Origin of the sequence: Enterococcus sp. 3H8_DIV0648 (assembly GCF_002140655.1) — a bacterium.
In the GTDB taxonomy this organism is placed as follows: Bacteria; Bacillota; Bacilli; order Lactobacillales; family Enterococcaceae; genus Enterococcus_A; species Enterococcus_A hulanensis.
The window spans coordinates 3129416-3147431 of record NZ_NGLG01000001.1 but is presented as its reverse complement, the minus strand read 5'-3'; the positions used below and the strand labels follow the sequence as shown (position 1 = coordinate 3147431).

At 42.5% G+C, this 18016-nt stretch carries 15 protein-coding genes; 5 read left to right on the top strand and 10 right to left on the bottom strand.

Features of this window, described 5'->3' with window-relative positions:
• Window positions 1-108 precede the first annotated feature (108 nt).
• Genes A5875_RS14550 through A5875_RS14540 form a run of 3 tightly spaced genes read left to right on the top strand, consistent with a single transcriptional unit; the run spans window position 109 to window position 2711 of the window.
• A complete protein-coding gene (locus tag A5875_RS14550; RefSeq protein WP_088934253.1) occupies window positions 109-762 on the top strand; it encodes an L-ribulose-5-phosphate 4-epimerase in 654 nt (217 codons plus the stop codon).
• A 29-nt stretch (window positions 763-791) separates the two neighbouring features.
• Window positions 792-1697, top strand: coding sequence for a transketolase (locus tag A5875_RS14545; RefSeq protein WP_088934252.1), 906 nt, complete (start codon window positions 792-794; stop codon window positions 1695-1697).
• Window positions 1698-1721: 24 nt separating this feature from the next.
• Window positions 1722-2711, top strand: coding sequence for a transketolase family protein (locus tag A5875_RS14540; RefSeq protein ID WP_088934251.1), 990 nt, complete (start codon window positions 1722-1724; stop codon window positions 2709-2711).
• Between the two features lie 41 nt (window positions 2712-2752).
• Here A5875_RS14540 and A5875_RS14535 read toward each other — a convergent pair whose 3' ends face one another.
• Together A5875_RS14535 and A5875_RS14530 are read right to left on the bottom strand one after the other, a co-directional pair.
• Window positions 2753-3793: a 2-hydroxyacid dehydrogenase gene (locus A5875_RS14535; protein WP_088934250.1), complete on the bottom strand. Its 1041-nt coding sequence runs from the start codon at window positions 3791-3793 to the stop codon at window positions 2753-2755.
• Window positions 3794-3825: 32 nt separating this feature from the next.
• Entirely contained in the window at window positions 3826-4464 is a 639-nt protein-coding gene (locus A5875_RS14530) for an L-fuculose-phosphate aldolase (protein ID WP_422851538.1), read from the bottom strand.
• 245 nt (window positions 4465-4709) lie between these two features.
• On the opposite strand from A5875_RS14530, the gene A5875_RS14525 reads away from it, so the two are divergent.
• Complete coding sequence (locus tag A5875_RS14525; protein WP_088934248.1) at window positions 4710-5696, top strand: DUF4947 domain-containing protein; 987 nt, start codon at window positions 4710-4712, stop codon at window positions 5694-5696.
• The gene (locus A5875_RS14520; RefSeq protein ID WP_088934247.1) at window positions 5686-6279 is read left to right on the top strand and encodes a hypothetical protein; all 594 of its coding nucleotides are present in this window, start codon (window positions 5686-5688) and stop codon (window positions 6277-6279) included. The genes A5875_RS14525 and A5875_RS14520 overlap by 11 nt, the downstream gene beginning before the upstream one ends.
• Window positions 6280-6336: 57 nt before the next feature.
• On the opposite strand, the gene A5875_RS14515 is transcribed toward A5875_RS14520, so the two are convergent.
• The 8 genes from A5875_RS14515 to A5875_RS14480 all read right to left on the bottom strand — a co-directional run bounded on the left by A5875_RS14515 (window position 6337) and on the right by A5875_RS14480 (window position 17942).
• Complete coding sequence (locus A5875_RS14515) at window positions 6337-8181, bottom strand: ABC transporter ATP-binding protein (RefSeq protein WP_088934246.1); 1845 nt, start codon at window positions 8179-8181, stop codon at window positions 6337-6339.
• A gap of 15 nt (window positions 8182-8196) precedes the next feature.
• Window positions 8197-10578, bottom strand: a complete 2382-nt coding sequence (locus A5875_RS14510; RefSeq protein ID WP_088934245.1) for an ABC transporter ATP-binding protein — start codon at window positions 10576-10578, stop codon at window positions 8197-8199.
• Window positions 10578-11024, bottom strand: coding sequence for a MarR family winged helix-turn-helix transcriptional regulator (locus A5875_RS14505; RefSeq protein ID WP_088934244.1), 447 nt, complete (start codon window positions 11022-11024; stop codon window positions 10578-10580). The genes A5875_RS14510 and A5875_RS14505 overlap by 1 nt, the downstream gene beginning before the upstream one ends.
• Before the next feature lie 236 nt (window positions 11025-11260).
• Window positions 11261-13084, bottom strand: coding sequence for an APC family permease (locus A5875_RS14500; protein ID WP_088934243.1), 1824 nt, complete (start codon window positions 13082-13084; stop codon window positions 11261-11263).
• 255 nt (window positions 13085-13339) lie between these two features.
• Window positions 13340-16075, bottom strand: a complete 2736-nt coding sequence (locus A5875_RS14495) for a YhgE/Pip domain-containing protein (protein ID WP_088934242.1) — start codon at window positions 16073-16075, stop codon at window positions 13340-13342.
• 154 nt (window positions 16076-16229) lie between these two features.
• Window positions 16230-16547 carry a hypothetical protein gene (locus tag A5875_RS14490; RefSeq protein ID WP_088934241.1) on the bottom strand — a complete coding sequence of 106 codons (318 nt, stop codon included), beginning with the start codon at window positions 16545-16547 and terminating at the stop codon, window positions 16230-16232.
• A gap of 1 nt (window position 16548) precedes the next feature.
• Entirely contained in the window at window positions 16549-17481 is a 933-nt protein-coding gene (locus A5875_RS14485; protein ID WP_088934240.1) for an NADP-dependent oxidoreductase, read from the bottom strand.
• Window positions 17482-17483: 2 nt separating this feature from the next.
• Window positions 17484-17942 carry a GNAT family N-acetyltransferase gene (locus A5875_RS14480; RefSeq protein WP_088934239.1) on the bottom strand — a complete coding sequence of 153 codons (459 nt, stop codon included), beginning with the start codon at window positions 17940-17942 and terminating at the stop codon, window positions 17484-17486.
• Between the last annotated feature and the right edge of the window lie 74 nt (window positions 17943-18016).

The following is an 18016-nucleotide window of genomic DNA, read 5'->3' as shown; positions in this document are numbered from 1 at the left end:
ACTTATAACTAGCGTTATTACTATTAAAGGATAAAAAACGATAAAAGATATATTGACATTTGTTCTTTATGATGAAATAATGTAAAAAACAACATTGGAGGTATCGTTATGCTTGAACAATTGAAAGAGACCGTCTGCAAAGACAATAAAGCGCTTCCTAAAAATGGATTGGTTTTATGGACGAGCGGAAATGTCAGTGCAAAAGATCCAGAAACAGAATATGTGGTCATCAAACCCAGCGGAATTCATTTTGATGATTTGACTCCGGACAACATGATCGTTGTAGATTTAGCAGGTAATGTAATCGAAGGAGAACTGACTCCATCAGTCGATACGGAATCGCATCTATATGTATACAATCACTGTCCAGACGTTTTTGGGATTACTCACACACACTCTCCATACGCTACTGCTTTTTCAATCGCCGGAGAATCATTACCTATTTATACAACAACTTCTGCTGCTGTTTTCGGCAGAGAGATTCCTTTATCTGAAGTTGCGGCAGTTGGCGAAAAAGCGATTGGTGCTGAAATCGTACGCTGTTATCAAGAAACGAACTGTCCGGCAATTTTGTTAAAAAATCACGGCGTCTTTACAGTAGGGAAATCCGCTACAAACTCTCTGAAAAACGCGGTCATTCTTGAAGAAACCGCTCAAAGTGTCTATTATGCCAGAACATTGAATGCGAAGCTTGAACCGTTGAAATCCTCATATACTTCTGAGGTATATGATTTTTATCAAAATAATTATGGTCAAAAATAAAGACAATAAATCGAAAAAGGAGTTTTATCATGGCAAATAATTATACAATCGCTGATGTAGAAAAAGCTGCAACGAACATTCGCAAACACGTACTAAAACTGACAATCGAAAGAAACGGCTGCTACCTGTCACAGGCTTGTTCTTCCGCAGAGCTTTTCGCTACTCTCTACTTGCGGGTACTAAATTTAAGCGAGAGCAAGGCACCTCGGTTACCGGAAAAATTCCCAGGAACCCCTTCAAAAGACAATATGGATTATATTCAAGGAGCAGCATACCACGGATCATTAAAGGCACCCTATGATCGCTTCTTCGTCTCCCCGGCACACTATGCGGCACCTGTTTATGCGGCATTGATCGAAGCGAACCGCTTAGATGAAAAAGCCTTAGAAATGTTCAATCGCGACGGCTACTCAATGGAAATGATCGGAGCAAATCATACACCCGGATTTGAAAACGCTGCCGGTACATTGGACCAAGCGATCAGCGTCGCTGGCGGAACAGCCCATGCAAGAAAACTGCGTGGCGAAGAAGGTCGCGTGTTTGTCATGATGTCCGACGGCGAGATGCAAGAAGGACAATTATGGGAAGCGCTCCAAGCCGCCGTTTTTTACGAACTAGATAATCTGGTGCTGTTAGTCGACGTCAATGGACAGCAGGTCGAAGGTGAAACGAAAAAAGTTATGAACGTCGAACCATTAGAAAGTCGCTTCACCGCATTCGGTGCAAAAGCCGTTTCAGTAGACGGACACGACATTCAAGCCATCGAAGAAGCTGCTAAACAGGGAGAAAAAAATAAACCATTAGTCATTCTTTGCTACACCGATCCAACTCAAGGAATCCCCTACTTAAACGAAAGAAGACCGATTCTGCATTTTGTTCGTTTAAAACAAGGGGAAGAAATCGAAAAATATACTAAATTCTACAATGAAATGTAATCGAGACTAGGAAGGAGTTTTATTATGAAAATTGAATCGGATGTTCATTCAAAAAATATGATTAAATTTGCTCAGGAAAATGAGGATGTTTTAGTTTTATCTGCCGATCTCGGCACTTCTTGCGAGGTAAAGGAATTTCCAAAAGTCTTCCCTGAAAAATACTTATCCATGGGAATAGCGGAACAAAATATGCTAAGCTGGGCAGCCGGTTTAGCACGAGAAGGCTTCCGGCCATTTTTACACACCTTCGCAGTTTTTCTATATCGCAGACCGTTAGATCAATTAGAAATGTCGATCGCCTACCCTAATCTGCCGGTTTCACTTTTAGGTTTCGTCCCTGGGATTACTACTCCTGGCGGGGTTACCCACCAATCGATTGAAGATGTAGGTATTTTGCGGACGATTCCCAACATGACGATTTTCGATTGCGGGGATGCAACAGATGTGGAATCGGCGTTGGAGATCTGCAAGGAAGTAAATGGACCGATCTATGTCCGGATGCTTCGCGGACAAATGCCGCGGCTCTTTTCTCCTGACAAACCAACCGAGTTTAACAAAGGCCGAGTAATTTCTGAAGGCGATGATGTCGCACTATTTTCCAGCAGCATCTGTACCGAAGAAGCGATGCGGGCAACTCAATGGTTGGAAAAACATGGCGTTTCTGTTCAACACGTTCATATCACGACCCTCAAGCCGTTTACTGATCCATTAGTAGTGGAATCTATTCAAAAAGTAAAACACGGAGTAGTGACAATGGAAAACCACGTAACGATCGGCGGCTTAGGCACCGCTGTCGGAGAAGTGATGTTAGAACATCAGCTCCATAAGCAATTGATTAAAGTCGGAATCAACGACGAATGGACCCATGGTGCTTCAAAACCTTATTTACTGAAAAAATACGGATTAGATGCAGCTTCGTTAATCAAAGCTGTTGAAAAAATCTTAGACAAAGATCTCGGCTTCAAAGAAGAGGAATTAGAAGATATCCGTTTAGAAGATTACGATCGCGTATAAAACAAAAAGTGATCCTGAGAAAAAATCTCAGGATCGCTTTTTTAAATGATAAATTCACTCTCACCAGTCTTTACATACTCTCTCACCTTTCGCGCTAACAAGAAAGGCGAGTTCGGGATCGCATCCACAGTATCTCCCGCAATATGCGAAGTAATAACTAAATTGTCTAAATCCAGCAACGGATCATCCGAATGCATCGGCTCCTGCCACACCACATCGATTGCTGCTCCAGCGATTTTTCGTTTCTTTAACACATCAATAAAAGCCTCTTTATCAAGAATTCCTGGTCGAGCAGTATTAATCAAATAGGCGTTAGGTTTCATCAGCGTCAATAATTTCTCATCCACCAGCTTTTCTGTCTCTGGTGTCACCCGCATGTGAAGAGAAACTATATCAGCCTCGGTAAATAATTCCTCCAAAGAAACAAAACGCAGCTCAAGTCCTGAAGCCAGCACCTTCTTTTGATCAATAAACGGATCATAAGCGATGACGTTTACCCCCAGACTGATTAGACGTTGGGCTACCATTTTCCCAATATGACCTAAACCTACCAGTCCAACCGTTTGTTCAGAAAGCGTCGTCCGATATGCGTCATTCGGAAATTTTTTTGGCCATTTGCCCTGCATCACCGCCGCATGGGATAAGGCAATATTTCTAGTCACCGTGTAGATCAAACCTATCGTGTAGTCTGCAACCGGCTCGGCATTTCGAATGACATGAATGACTGGTATATCTTTTTCCCGCGCAGAATCAACAGCGATATGCTCCACCCCGCCTCGACACGTACCGATCAATTTTAATTTCTCTGCCCTTTCCAGCATTTGTCGTGTTACTGGTGCAAGATGAACGAACAAGTACTCTGCATCTGTGATTTCTTTCATGATCCCATCAGGAAGATCTACTGACTCCGGACCATGCTCTTCGATCAATTTCAGGTTTCGCTGAAATTCTTCTGGCGAATCTTCTCCGTGCCATTCTAGCATGACGATCTCTAATGGTTCAGGAAGCCCCATTGACTCGGCCGCTCTTTTCAACGTATCTACCGCGACAAATGCATCTCCGACGACAACTACTTTACTCATTTTCCCACCTCTTCACTCGTATTAAGATCAGCCTATTGACCATAACTTGGAAATTGTTCATGTACTTTTGCCATATCTGACTGCGCTAGTACCACTGGATTACCTAACAATGACGCTCCCACATGCAGTCCAGCCAATCGTTCAATTTCACTCGCCACCGAAAAAGCCTCTTTGAGCGTCGGACCGCAAGTCAGCAAACCATGATTTGCTAAGAAACAAGCATAGCGGCCTTCCATCGCCTCAAAAGCATATTCTGCTAATTCTTCTGTTCCAAAAGTAGCATATTTAGAGCAGCGAACATCATCTCCGCCTGCAACCGCTATCATATAATTTGTCGCTGGCAGGTCTTTTCGACAAGTCGCAAGGATCGTACTAAATGTCGAATGCGCATGTACGACGGCCCGAATCTCTTCTCCACGTTTCTGATAATTGATCAAATGCATCTGCCATTCACTCGACGGCTTACGAGTACCTTCAACAATTTCACCAGCAAGAGTCAGCAAGACAATATCGTCTACCGTCATCTCAAAATAATCAATCCCGCTCGGCGTGATAGCCATCAACTGCCTTTCGGGATCATATACACTGATATTCCCGCCAGTGCCAGCCGTTAATCCTGTTGAAATCAACCTTTTGCCATATTCAACCAGCAGCGCTTTTTCTTCTTCCATCATTTAGAAACAGCTCCTTTATGAAATTTTGTTCTTAACAAAGAAATTATTCTCTATATAAACCCTAACACCTCGAATATAAATAGTCAATCAGGAACTAAAGTTTAATATACAGAAATTATTCTCTAAAAATAAAAATCAACGAGCGAATAATCCAATCTCTTCTTTTCCCAAGTGATTGCCCCATGGTATCATTGGTAAAAAGTTATTCACTTGATGACTATCAATAAACTTGGAGAGAAAAAATGAAGGGTCTAGTTTGTAAATATTGCGGCGGGAACCACTTTAACAAAACAGAAGAAGGCTATGAGTGTACCTACTGTCATGCCGTGTATGAATTTGATGATGAAATTGAGCGAAAGAATGTTCAGCGAAAGAAACCACCGATCATGCGGCTGGCTTTGCTGCTTATTTTCGTGATCCTTGTGGTCAGCGGTTTGCTCATAGCTGGTACAAAAGAAAAAACTAGTTCTTCTTTAAGCACGACTAAGGCTAATGGTACGAAAGACACTTATTCAGCCAGCCAATTAAAAAATCCCGAACGAAATGTTCGAATCGCAGAGCTTTCTTTAAATCAAGCCGATATCAAGCAAGCCAAAGCTTCTGTAAAGGAATATGGCGGAGAGAAAACGGAAGCATTCGAAGAACGATTGACGAATGCCCAAAAGGAACATGAATCGTTAAAAAAGAAGAGAACAAAAACGGCACCAAAAGCAGATATGATTATCGAAAACCCGGATTCTGAATTTGCTGTAACGACCTACTATCGCGAAGCAGGTTTTTTAAGTGCTTATGGACCCGACTTCGATCAATACTCCGCCGCAGATATTTTGCGCATTTGGGGGCAGCCGGATGAAATCATTACCGATTCCCAACAAATCCAAAAAAATATTACGCTGGAATTCGATGAAAATAATAATCCAGTAAGCTACGAAGCCAAAAATCTTAGAGAACAATGGCAGCAAGGCCAAATGACATGGCGAGAGGTCAGAGCTTTTATTGCACTCATTCAAGATAATTCTTATGCTGGCTATACTAAACAATTCGTTTATGAGAAACAGGGGAAACCCAATGTCTATTTTTCAGAAGATCAAGTAGGTTACGTGACGCCGATAGTGCGCTACGTCTCCTTTAGCCGATTGCCTGAAAAATATCCTCGAGCAGGATTAGGCAAATACCCGGATGACTTCCCTGAAAACTATGGATCGGATGGACTCTATCATGAAAAGTAAGGAATGTATGAATTGCGGCAGCACTAAATTCAATAAAGTGGAAAATGGCTGGAAGTGCGATTATTGCGGCACGCTTTATTTGAATCCGAAAAAAGAAACGGCAACAACAGAAAAAAACACCAGCGAGCAATCTGGTCTTCAAAAGAAAAAGACCCGAATCCTCATTGGTGTTGTACTGGCGATCATTTTTGTTTTGGTCGGCCCATTGGGATACCTGACCGTTAGTCTCAACAATACAAACACTGCCTATGAACCAATCGAACCTGGAACAGTAGATTCTTCAGAAGAAGAATTTCCCGGTGAATGGAACCAAAGCATCTACGAATCAATAAAAGTAGCCACAGAGAATTATGATGACAATAATGAAAAGTATTCTTTCACAGGCGGTTCGAGTTATGAAGAATTAGAAAAACTCGTTGGCACCCCGGACACAGTTACTAGTTGGGAAAAAGAAACTCACGGTAGATCACCAAGATCAATGGCTACGTGGAACAAAACCAAAAATGGTGATTTCACCAGTCATTCGATCACGGTTACTTATGACAAGGAGACTAAGATGATCACAGATAAAGACCATCATTAATACCCGCTCAGCGCAAAAAAGAACCAAGCATCCAATAGCGATGCTTGGTTCTTTCGTTTATTCAGTTAATTCTTCAAATTGTGAATTATACAATGCGGCATAAAGTCCATTTTGAGCCAGTAATTCTTCGTGGCTACCTTGTTCTTTGATGTCTCCGCCTTGCATATAAAGAATCTTATCTGCGTCTTTGATTGTTGATAGACGGTGAGCGATAACGAAGGATGTCCGGCCAGCCATCAAGTTGTTCATAGCTTCTTGGATCAATCCTTCTGTCCGAGTATCAACAGAAGACGTTGCTTCGTCTAAAATCAAAATCGGTTTGTCTGCTAAAATCGCACGCGCAATCGTCAACAATTGTTTTTGACCTTGTGAGATATTTGAAGACTCTTCATTTAATTCCATGTCATAGCCGCCAGGCAATGTCTTGATGAAGTGATCCACATGAGCGGCTTTCGCTGCTGCATAAACTTCTTCATCCGTAGCGTCTAAACGTCCATAGCGCAGATTGTCCATGATCGTTCCTTTAAACAACCACGTATCCTGCAAGACCATCCCGATATTTTTACGCAAATCGGCACGATTGAAGTCTTTGATATTATGACCATCGATCTTGATTGCACCAGAATTAACATCGTAAAAGCGCATCAACAATTTGACCATTGTTGTTTTACCAGCACCCGTCGGTCCCACGATGGCAACTGTCTGCCCCGGATCAACATGGGAGGTGAAATCTTGAATAACGATCTTATCCGCTGTGTAACCGAATTGAACGTGATCGAAATCAACCATTCCTTCAGCCTTATCAAGCTGAACAGGATTTTCAGCCGTTTGTTCTTCTTCATCTTCTGCTAAGAATTCAAAGACCCGTTCAGCTGCCGCAGCCATTGATTGCAGCATGTTCGATACTTGAGCAAGCTGCGCGATTGGTTGCGTCAAGTTACGTACGTATTGGATGAACGCTTGGATATCTCCGACAGTGATCGTCCCATTATAAGCCATGATCCCACCGGCAATCGCTACACCAACGTAACCTAGGTTACCGACAAAGTTCATGATCGGCTGCATCAAACCAGATAGAAATTGTGATTTCCACGCTGATTTGAACAGAACTTCATTTTGTTCTTTAAATTCTTTCAATGAATTTTCTTCTTCATTGAACAAACGAACGATCGTATACCCGCCGATAGTTTCTTCAACTTTACCATTAATTACACCAAGATATTCTTGTTGTGTCTTAAAGTATTTTTGCGAGTTCTTCACGACGACCATGATCAGCAATAATGAGATCGGTACGATTAGGATCGCGATCCCTGTCATTTTTACTGAGATCGAAAGCATCATCACGATGACTCCGATAATCGTAAAGGTCGAAGTAATCAATTGCGTCAAACTTTGGTTCAATGATTGACCCAAAGTATCCACGTCATTGGTGATCCGTGATAGAACTTCACCAGTCGTGCGGCTTTCAAAATAGTTCATTGGCATGCGGTCGATTTTTTCAGAAATCTCTTTCCGCATCCGATACGTGATTTTTTGCGAAATCGTCGACATGATCCAGCCCTGGATGATTCCGAATAAGGAAGCTACCACATACAGGCCTAACATGAAGAGCAGGATGCCGCCGATTTTGTCAAAGTCGATCCCACCGGTTCCCTGATACTTTTTGATCAACCCATTAAATAATTCAGTAATCGCTTTTGATAAGATTTTGGGACCCCAAATATTGAAGATCGTTGAGGCGATCGCAAAAATCATTACAAAGAAAACCGCGATTTTATATGCACCAAGATACGATACTAATTTTTTGATTGTACCTTTGAAGTCTTTGGCTTTTTCTACTGGCGCAGCCATTCCTCGGCCAGGTCCGCCACCACGAGGGCGATTTTGTTTTTGTTCTGCCATTCTTCTCGCTCCTCCTTAATCCGCTTCTTCTATGCCCAATTCAGCATTGCTTAACTGTGACTGAGCAATTTCTTGATAGACCGCTGATGATGCCATCAATTCTTCATGACGACCTTGAGCAACGACACGGCCTTCATCTAAGACGATGATGTTATCCGCATGCAGGATCGTTGATATTTTTTGCGCCACGATGATTTGAGTCGCATCCTTGATGTTTTCAGCCAATGCTTTACGCAAGGCTACATCGGTTTTGTTATCAAGGGCTGAGAATGAGTCATCAAAGATCAAAATCTTAGGATTCTTCGCTAATGCTCGAGCGATTGATAAACGTTGCTTTTGCCCACCAGAAACATTGGTACCGCCTTGGGAAATCGCACGATCAAAGCCCTGTTCATTCGAATTGATGAATTCAGTTGCCTGTGCGATCTCAGCAGCTTTTTTCATTTGCTCGTCTGAGATATCCCCATCGCCAAATTTAATATTTGAAGCAATATCACCAGAGAACAGTACCCCTTTTTGCGGTACAAAGCCCATGATCTCATGCAGCTTATGCATACTCATCTCACGAATATCGATCCCATCGATCGTGATTCTTCCGCCGGTCACATCAAATAGACGCGGAATTAAATTGACGATCGTAGACTTCCCTGAACCTGTCGAACCGATCAAGGCTGTAGTTTCACCCGGTTTGGCTACAAAATTAATATGATGCAGCACATCGGCATCGGCATCTCCATAACGGAATTGAACACCTTCAAATTTCACTTCGCCTTTAAAGTCGTGGTCGTCTTTTGGCTGTTCTGGATCTTTAATGGTTGGTTCTGTGTTCAGCACTTCATCCACACGACCAGCAGCCACATTTGAACGCGGCAGGATGATCGATACCATTGACAGCATCATGAAGGCCATAACGATTTGCATCGTGTATGTGATAAACGCCATCATGTCTCCGACTTGCAACTGACCGCTATCCATATTATGTCCGCCGACCCAAACGATCAAGACAGAGATACCATTCATTAATAGCATCATGATTGGCATCATTAATGACATGGCCCGGTTAACAAACATTTGTGTTTTCATCAAGTTCGTATTAGCCACGTCAAAACGTTCTTCTTCATATTTTTCACGAGAGAACGCACGAATAACCGGCAGACCGGTAATGATCTCACGAGAAACCAAGTTGACCCGGTCAACTAATGTTTGCAGAGCCTTGAACTTAGGCATCGTTGTCAGCAGCAGAGTCACCACTAGGACTAAAACACCTGCTACAGCTACGCCGACGATCCAGCCCATGCCTGTACCTGTTTTATACACGCGATAAACGCCGCCGATACCTAAGATCGGTGCGTATAAAACGATCCGCATGATCATTACGATCCCCATTTGGATTTGTTGGATATCATTGGTATTCCGAGTGATCAATGAAGCTGGCGAGAATTTCTCCATTTCATTGTTTGAAAATTCCAAGGTCCGTTCATATTGACCAACCCGCAGGTTTTTACCAACGGTTGCGGCAACTAATGCAGCGATCAAACCAACGATGATTGCAGCAACTGCTGATACCAAAGTCAGACCGAGCATTTTAGCACCCGTTTTGATCATATAATCTGTTTGAATTTTTCCAGTATTGACATCTAAAGCTTTGTATTCCGCTAAGGTCAATTGGATACCCACTGTTTTCAATGAGTCTTCACCCATATCGCCTAAGCTTTCCTTCGTTGCTTTTCGAGCTGCGTCCACTTTTGCGGGCATGGCGTCATTTTTTGCTTTGAGCTCATCTCCAAGCTTCTGCGCTTCCGCACCTTTGGCTTGAGCTTCCGCTGCTAGGCTTTGAGCTTCCGCACCTTTAGCGGCCGCAGTTGCAGCATCCGTTGCAGCAGCAGCTTCTTGTCCGGCTGCTTGCGCTTGTTCGCCCAGTTCTTTGGCTTCTTGTCCCAATGCTTGTGCTTTAGCTGCGTCTTTTGAGATCGCTGTATAGTCATTGATGACTTCTTTGGCTTCTTTGGCATTGCTGGAATCCTTTGATCGAGTAGACGCGATCATCATCATTGGCAGATTAAAGATTTTAGCTAACTTATCCTTTGTCATGCCATCTTGAAGATCTAACTTATAAATCTCAACTTTCTTACCATCAACGGTTTGAGTTGCTTCCTTATAATTATCTTTGATCGTCTGCTTCTCTTTTTCAGTCATGAAAATCTCGATTCCTTGAAGCGTTGATTTTCTGATTTTATCTGGAGTCGACTGTTCAAGCCCTCCTTGTTGAATACCAACATCGACGATATCCGATGTCAAACTTGGCAAACTAAGATCACTAGATGCTTGTACGATTAAAAGTAAAAATACGGCGATGATCGCATACCAGTATTTACCAAGATATTTAAAAATCTTCACTATTGATCACCTTCCCCTTCCGTGGATAATTTTTGAGAGTAGTTGACAAACTTGGTAGTTAATTCGAGATATTTGTTAGTATCTTCTTCTCCCATAAGTTCAAACACTCGAATAATTTTATTTCGCATCTCCTGCTTTTCAGCTTTGGCTACTTTTTTCCCGCATTCCGTTAAACTGACATTAATTCGACGTCGATCATCAGGATCCATTGTTCGACTAATTAATCCGCGCTTCTCCAAATTTCCCAGCACGGCAGCAATTCGAGCAGTTGACAGATTAAGCGTATCAGCTAATTGTTTCGGGTTCGTAGGTTCGCCTAATCGATCAAGTACTTTGATAACGATATTGGCACCTTTGCTGCTTTTTTCGATCTTACTGAATGCGCCGTGGCGATTTTTGACCATCAGCTGCATCAGCTCACGTTCAGCATCTTCTGCGAATGTCATCAAACTCCTCCTCCTTCTTTTCGAAAAATAATTTCTCTTTCATTAATACCTAATAGTGTTAGTAATTAATGCTGTTTGATATTACATCTAATAGGAATTAAAATCAACCTTTTTTGCTCAAAAAAAGAATGAATACGTTTTAATATTTATAGTCTTTGACTTTTTTTAAAAAAGACACTGACTCCTCAAAAAAGAAGCGCACCTGAACAACGGTACGCTCCTGTTAAAAAAACATGCTATTTCTTCAAATGGTAGTTGTAAGTACTAATGATGATATCATCGCGATAAGACAATCGGAAGCGTAATCGCAGCGCCGTTTGGTTGTGCAATGACCGTTTCCACGTTCTGTTAGGAACAAATTCCGGAATCAAAACAGTCGTAGTATAGTTGTGCTGTTTGGCATTTTTACTTACACGGTCAACATAACGGCTGACCGGGTTGACGATTGAACGATAAGGCGAACGAACGACTGAGAAGCGGACATCTGGGAATTTTTCACGGAATTCACGCCGGATCTCTCGTTCCTTCTCTTCATTTTCCTCCAAGGAAACATGCATCGCAATCACATAGTCACCAATCGAACGGGCATAATTAATTGCCCCAATATTTACTTGCGTCACATTGCCGACTAGTACAATAACGGTGTTTCCATCGTAATCATGCAATTCTACATCATCCGCCAAACGAAGCTGCTCTGCCACGTTCTTATAATGAGTATGGACTTTATAAAAAGCATAAATCAAAATCGGCATAATAATGAAAAATGGCCAAATATCTGGCAGACGGTAGATAAACAGAATCAGAACGATCGCAAATGAGATCAACGCACCAATGATATTGGCAATAGATTTTCTGATCCAATGCTGTCCTTCTTTACGCCATTTCAAAACCATCCCTGTTTGCGACAAGGTAAATGGAATGAACACACCGACTGAATACAAGGGAATCAAACGTTCCGTCGAACCTTGGAAGATCAAAAGCAAAACGATCGAGCCTAAAGCCAATGTGATGATGCCGTTAGAGTAGCCTAAACGGTCTCCACGGTCTTGATAACGATGCGGCAGGAATTTATCCTTAGCCAAGTTATAAGCCAAGACAGGAAAGGCTGAGAAGCCTGTGTTCGCCGCTACCGCTAAAATCAAAGCTGTTACGAATTGTAAAAGGTAATACATGATGCCTTTGCCAAAGACGGCTTCACCAACTTGTGACAAAACAGTGACTTCAGCCGTTGGAACAATCCCGAACCAATAGTTCAAGAAGGTGATCCCTGTAAAGAAGAACCCAAGAATCAAGCCCATCATCGCTAATGTTCCCGCCGCATTTTTAGCGCGCGGTTTTTTAAAGAAAGGCACGGCATTACTAATAGCTTCCACCCCGGTCAACGAAGAGGAACCAGATGAGAATGCTCGCAGCAACAGTGCGATAGAAATTCCCGGTACCACAGCTCCGACTTGCGCTGTCGCATGCACAGGTGCCGCACCGGAAATGATTTTCACTAAGCCGACAATAATCAAGATCGTAATGACCGCGATAAAGCTGTAAACCGGCACCATCAATAACCCAGCACTTTCACGCAGTCCGCGCAAGTTCATCAGCATCAATAATAAAACAATAATAACGGAAATCAGGACGCGATGATGATACAACGCAGGGACCGCAGAAGCGATGGCCTCCGCACCAGCTGATACAGATACGGCAACGGTCAGCATGTAATCCACTAAAAGCGAGCCTCCAGCGATCAAGCCGGCGTTCTTCCCTAAGTTCTCACTGCTGACGACATACGCGCCGCCACCATGAGGATAGGCATGAATAATTTGACGATAAGATAAAATCAATGAAGTCAATAAAACCAATACCACAAATGCGATCGGTAATGAATACCAAATCGCCGCTGCGGATAAGGTAACCAGAACAACTACGATCTGTTCTGTCCCATACGCAACAGAGGATAACGCATCTGAGGACAGCATCGCCAAAGCCGCAAAGCGCGACAGATTTTGATCATCATTTTCAGACGACTTCAGTGGCCGGCCAACCAGCAAGCGTTTAAGATAATCCACTAGACTCACTCCTTTTCATTTTAGAGGAATTAACCTCTTTGTCTTTCTTAATAAACAGCTTTTAAAAAAGACAAACAAGCGAAATATTACTCGCACTCAAACTAAATGTCAATGATTTTTTCAACGATTTTTCGTAACCTAAGTAAAACACGAAAACAGGCAAAACAACAGCAATACGCTGTCATCTTGCCTGCCTCATTTGCGAGTTCTGCTTTTGTAATTTTACGAAAATACATACTAAACTTATAAGCTAGCTTAATGGAATATTTTACTTTCATGAGCCACTTTTGTAAGCTTCGTCAAATGCGGCTGCAGAAGTGGATATGCCCAAGTTCCTAAGATACCAAATACAATGAACAATCCGATCATAATAATGATATCGCCGGTCGCGTTAGGCCAGTAGATTCCGCCGGCACTTTCACGCAGCAAGTTGACCGCGTGGGTAAATGGCAGCCATGGATTCACGGCTTGGAAGAACTTGCCCGATACTTGGATCGGATAGTTCCCGCCACCACCAGAAATGGAAAGCACCAGAATAATAATCGCGATTCCTTTCCCGACAGTTCCAAAGAGCGCCACAAGCGTATAAACAATCATCATGAAGGCTAATGCCACTAAGACAGCAAACAATACGCTGTACACTGGATTCTTCACATAAACACCCAACAAGAACATGTTTCCGAGTGTTACGATCAGGGCTTGTCCGACACTTACAACTAAGTACGTCAGCATCCGCGCGCCAAATTGTTCACGTTTTGTGTATTTGCCGCGATCTTTCTTATCCAAGAAAAATTCGGTTGTCGTCACACTTGAGAAGAGTACCGCACCTACCCACAAACACAAGGCTGTGTAAAAAGGCGTACTAGCCGAACCATTATTCGCGATTGGATACATTGTATTGGTTTGCAGTTCTACCGGAGTGGTGAAGAAGTCACTTTCCTTTTGTGCATCCAATTTCAATAATTTCAATACTTGACCGAAGTCGATTGTCTTATCCCCTTGCTGAATTGCGTTCGCCGCTTTTTGAATACCTGCCCGCAAGGTTGGATAATCGTTTTGAATTAAATCCGTCGCAAGATTCAAGGCTTGCTCAACCTCCGGCATTTTATCATTCGCTACTTTCAAGCCGCCAGTCAAATCTTTTTTCACACCTGGCCAATCATTTTGCATGAAGTCCGCAGCCAAGCCTAATTTTTGCTCAACTACTGGAAGCTCATTATTGTACAGATCTGCGCCAGTGTTGATGCCGTTGACAATCTCATTCATATGTCCGTTTAATAGTACATTTGCATCATGAACTTCTTGTCCGATCGCCGGCATTTGTTTTTGGTATTTTTCTAAGAAGGTAATCGCATTGCTGACGGTTCCTTCAGTTGAATTCAATAATGAAGCAAAATCAATTTGCTGCGCTTGGTTCAAGACACCTTGCGCGGTAGTGATCGTGTTGATTAATTTATCAAGGATCGTGCTGACGGTTTGACCGATTTGTTCAGCATTGATGCCGTTGACAAAATTCGCTATTTCCCCCGCAGCCCTATTGATTTCATCTAGGTATTCTTTAGCTTTTTTTGGTGTACTGTTTTGAACCAAATCATTTAAATGACCAAAGCGATTGCTTAGATCACCTAAAGAGTTCTTCAGATTGCCAAGCTGACCAATAATGGTGGCTAAGTTTTGACTAGCTTCAGTATTGCCATTATCATCAGCAGCTTTTTTTAAGTCCGTCAAAAACTGATTGAGTTTGTCAATAGCCGCTTGCTGATCGGCTAAATTACTTTGGAAGTCACCAATGATCGCCGCAATATGGGCTTTTTCATCTGGTGTTAATTCTTCCTTATCTAGTAAGGCTGACAGATCACTCGTAATTGACTGCGTTGTTGTTGCTACTTGACCTATCGATTGCAGTGTAATTTGAACGCTATTTGAAATACTTGGTACGGCTGATTTTAATTGCTCCGCACCATTTTTAGTGGTCGCCGCAAAATCATCTGCCTGATTGCCCAGCTTTCGAATATCCGGCAAGATCGTTTGGACTTGATGAATGATGTTCAAGCCTTGTTTAGCTTCGTTGATGCCGTCATTCATCGTCTTTTCGATTTGAGCAAAGTCGCTATCGACTTGGGCAATTTGATTGCCGGCCTGTTGGATTTCGGGAATTTTTTGTTGTAAGGTCAAAATCACACTGGCTTGCTGTTTGATTTCCGGCATTTTCTGATTCAAGGTGATCAGTTTTTGCCCCATCTCATCGACTTGCGGCAAGTAGGCTTGGATTTCATTGGCCTTGGCTAATTTTTCTTTCAGCTCAGGCAGTTTGCTGTGAACCTCTACGACCTCTTGTGTGTACTTATCGATCTCACCTAAATTATCATTCGTCGTCAAAATCAAATCTTTGACTTTATTGATGCTGACTAAGTTCTCGTCAATGTTATAGCCTATCTCGTTAAAAACTTTCAGTAATGTTGAGCTGGCAGTTTTAATAAATTCTTGGCTGATCTCCTGCTGGATCGATCCGGCACCTTTATCAGTGATTTTTGGTGCGATCGCATTGATCTTTTGATTCAAATAATACTCGATCTTTGGTTTTTGGATATCTCCTGATGTGAAACTCAATAAGTCCTTAGAGAATTCTTTGGGTAAATAGATACCCGCATAATACTTACCAGACTTTACGCCTTCGACGACTTGTTCTTTTGAATCGACAAAGCGCCAGCCTAATTGCTTATTCTTGTGGAGGTTTTTGATTACTTCATTTCCGATCTCGACATCCTTGTCTTGAAACTTCGCGCCGGTATCGGCACTGTAAACAGCGATCGGTAATTCGCCGGTATTTGAATATGGGTCCCATAAAGCCTTGATATTGAACCAAGCGTAAAGTGATGGGATGATGACCAATGCGGCCATCAGAAAAATGGCGATCGGATTTTTGAAAATTCGACGCCAATCTAATTTGAATAGACTCCATGTGTGTTTAAGAGATTGAAAAACTTTCATTGATTTCACCTACTATTTTTTCTCGCTGAACTAATGTAGCACGGAATTTCGGCTAATTTCAATTCTCGTGAGCAGCTGAAATCACCTTTTTTGACATTCCTAACGATTTGTCACAATTGTATCCCTTTTCACCTATGAAATACTAAAGAAATGCTTAAAGACTAAGGTTCTTTATCCTTATAAAGCGATCTAAAAGTTGATCTGTCAGCTCCTCAAGCTTGTCTAAATCATTTTCTTCCGATAAGTTCAAAATGGGTGTTTCTTCCCAATCTCGCAAACGAATCGGCCGCACAAGATTTCCTTCCTGATGCAGCGTCACTTCTGGATGAGGATTTTTATCGCCGCAGGGTCCCGCGACTAAATAGGCAAATTGATAGCCGCCGTCAACTTCCCGTATACGATAATACCCATCCGACAAGGCCTCTGTTCCGTCAAAATTTGCTTTTATTAATTGCCATTTTTGTTGATTCATTTTATCCCACCTTCTTGATAATGATTTTTCCTGCCGATGGATGACCTTCTAATTTTTCATGACCGGCAATCACACTTGCTAAAGTAAAAGGCAATACTTCGGCGATCGTCAGCTGGAGCTTATCTGCCAACTTGGTCAAAGCAGTTAGAGCCTCAAAATCAGAGTAATCTTTAGATGGGCCGAAGGATAGATAATTTCCTGTCTTCTTTTGCTCACTTGGCAGATCATTCAAGGCAACGAAATTACCGCCCGCTTTCATAATCTGCATCCCCGCTTCGCCAGCACGGCCGCCTTTCGTCGCGTCGATCACTGTATCGGCCTGATCAGCAAAAAATGATCCTGCATCCTCTACATCATAGGCCACAAAGTGATCGGCTCTTAGCTGTCGGACCAACTCCTCGTTTCGCTTAGAAGCAGAAGCTAAGACCGTTTTTCCTTGCTCTTTTAAATATTGGACCAGCAATGAACCGACTGCTCCAGATGCCCCTTGCACCATCACCGTTTCACCGATTTTGTCTCCTAATAAATGCGTCACTAAATTATACGCAGTTAACCACGGCGTGACTGCACCAGCAGCAGCTTCCCAAGTCATAGAGGCAGGTTTTTTCACTATTTTCTTGCCGGGAACCACGACTTCTTCACCATAAGTCCCGCCAACTGCATGAACGATCACTTCGTCGCCGACCTTTACATGAGTGATCTCACTGCCGACTTCGGTCACGATTCCTGCACCATCATTGCCTAGCACATAAGGAAATTTTAGCGTCCGAAAATCACGCATCGCTCCTTGCCGCAAGGCGATATCATAAGGATTGATCGCAAAAGCCTTAAGCTCAACACGCACATGAGTGTCATCAACAAGGCGAGGTTCCGCCTCTAGCTCAATCAATACATCTTTCGCTGCTCCATAATCTTTTATCGCAAAACGTTTCATCTTTATCCTTCCTCTCTGATAAAAATCATTGGCTGAAATCGAATTCCTGAAACTGTCTCCTCTTCGCCATTTAACTGAAATCCCAATTTTTCATAAGCTGGTACGGCATAAGGTGACGAATTGACGGTCATTCGTTCTGGCGACAATTCTGAAATCATCGCTTGATACATTCTCTTTGCGATTCCTTGACGATGATACGCTTCGTCAACAAAAAGCAGTGCGATATGGGCAGGTAACCGGACAGCTAATATGCCTACGATTTGCTGATCGTATTTTCCACACCAAACCTGAACCTGATTAGCTGACATTTCCTTTTCCAGCTCTTCATCCAAATAGGTCAAAAAATGAGTTACGCCTTCGTCAGAATAATCCGGTGCCTCAAAAGTCATGAAAACTTTTTTGATCAATTCTTTCGCTTCAGCTAATTCTGAAAAATCCAACTGTGAAATTTCAAGTGCCATACCACCGCTTCCTTTCCGAGTCCTTTCTTTTCATTGTAGCGATTATTTTGTGCTTGTTCCAACAAAAAGGTGTG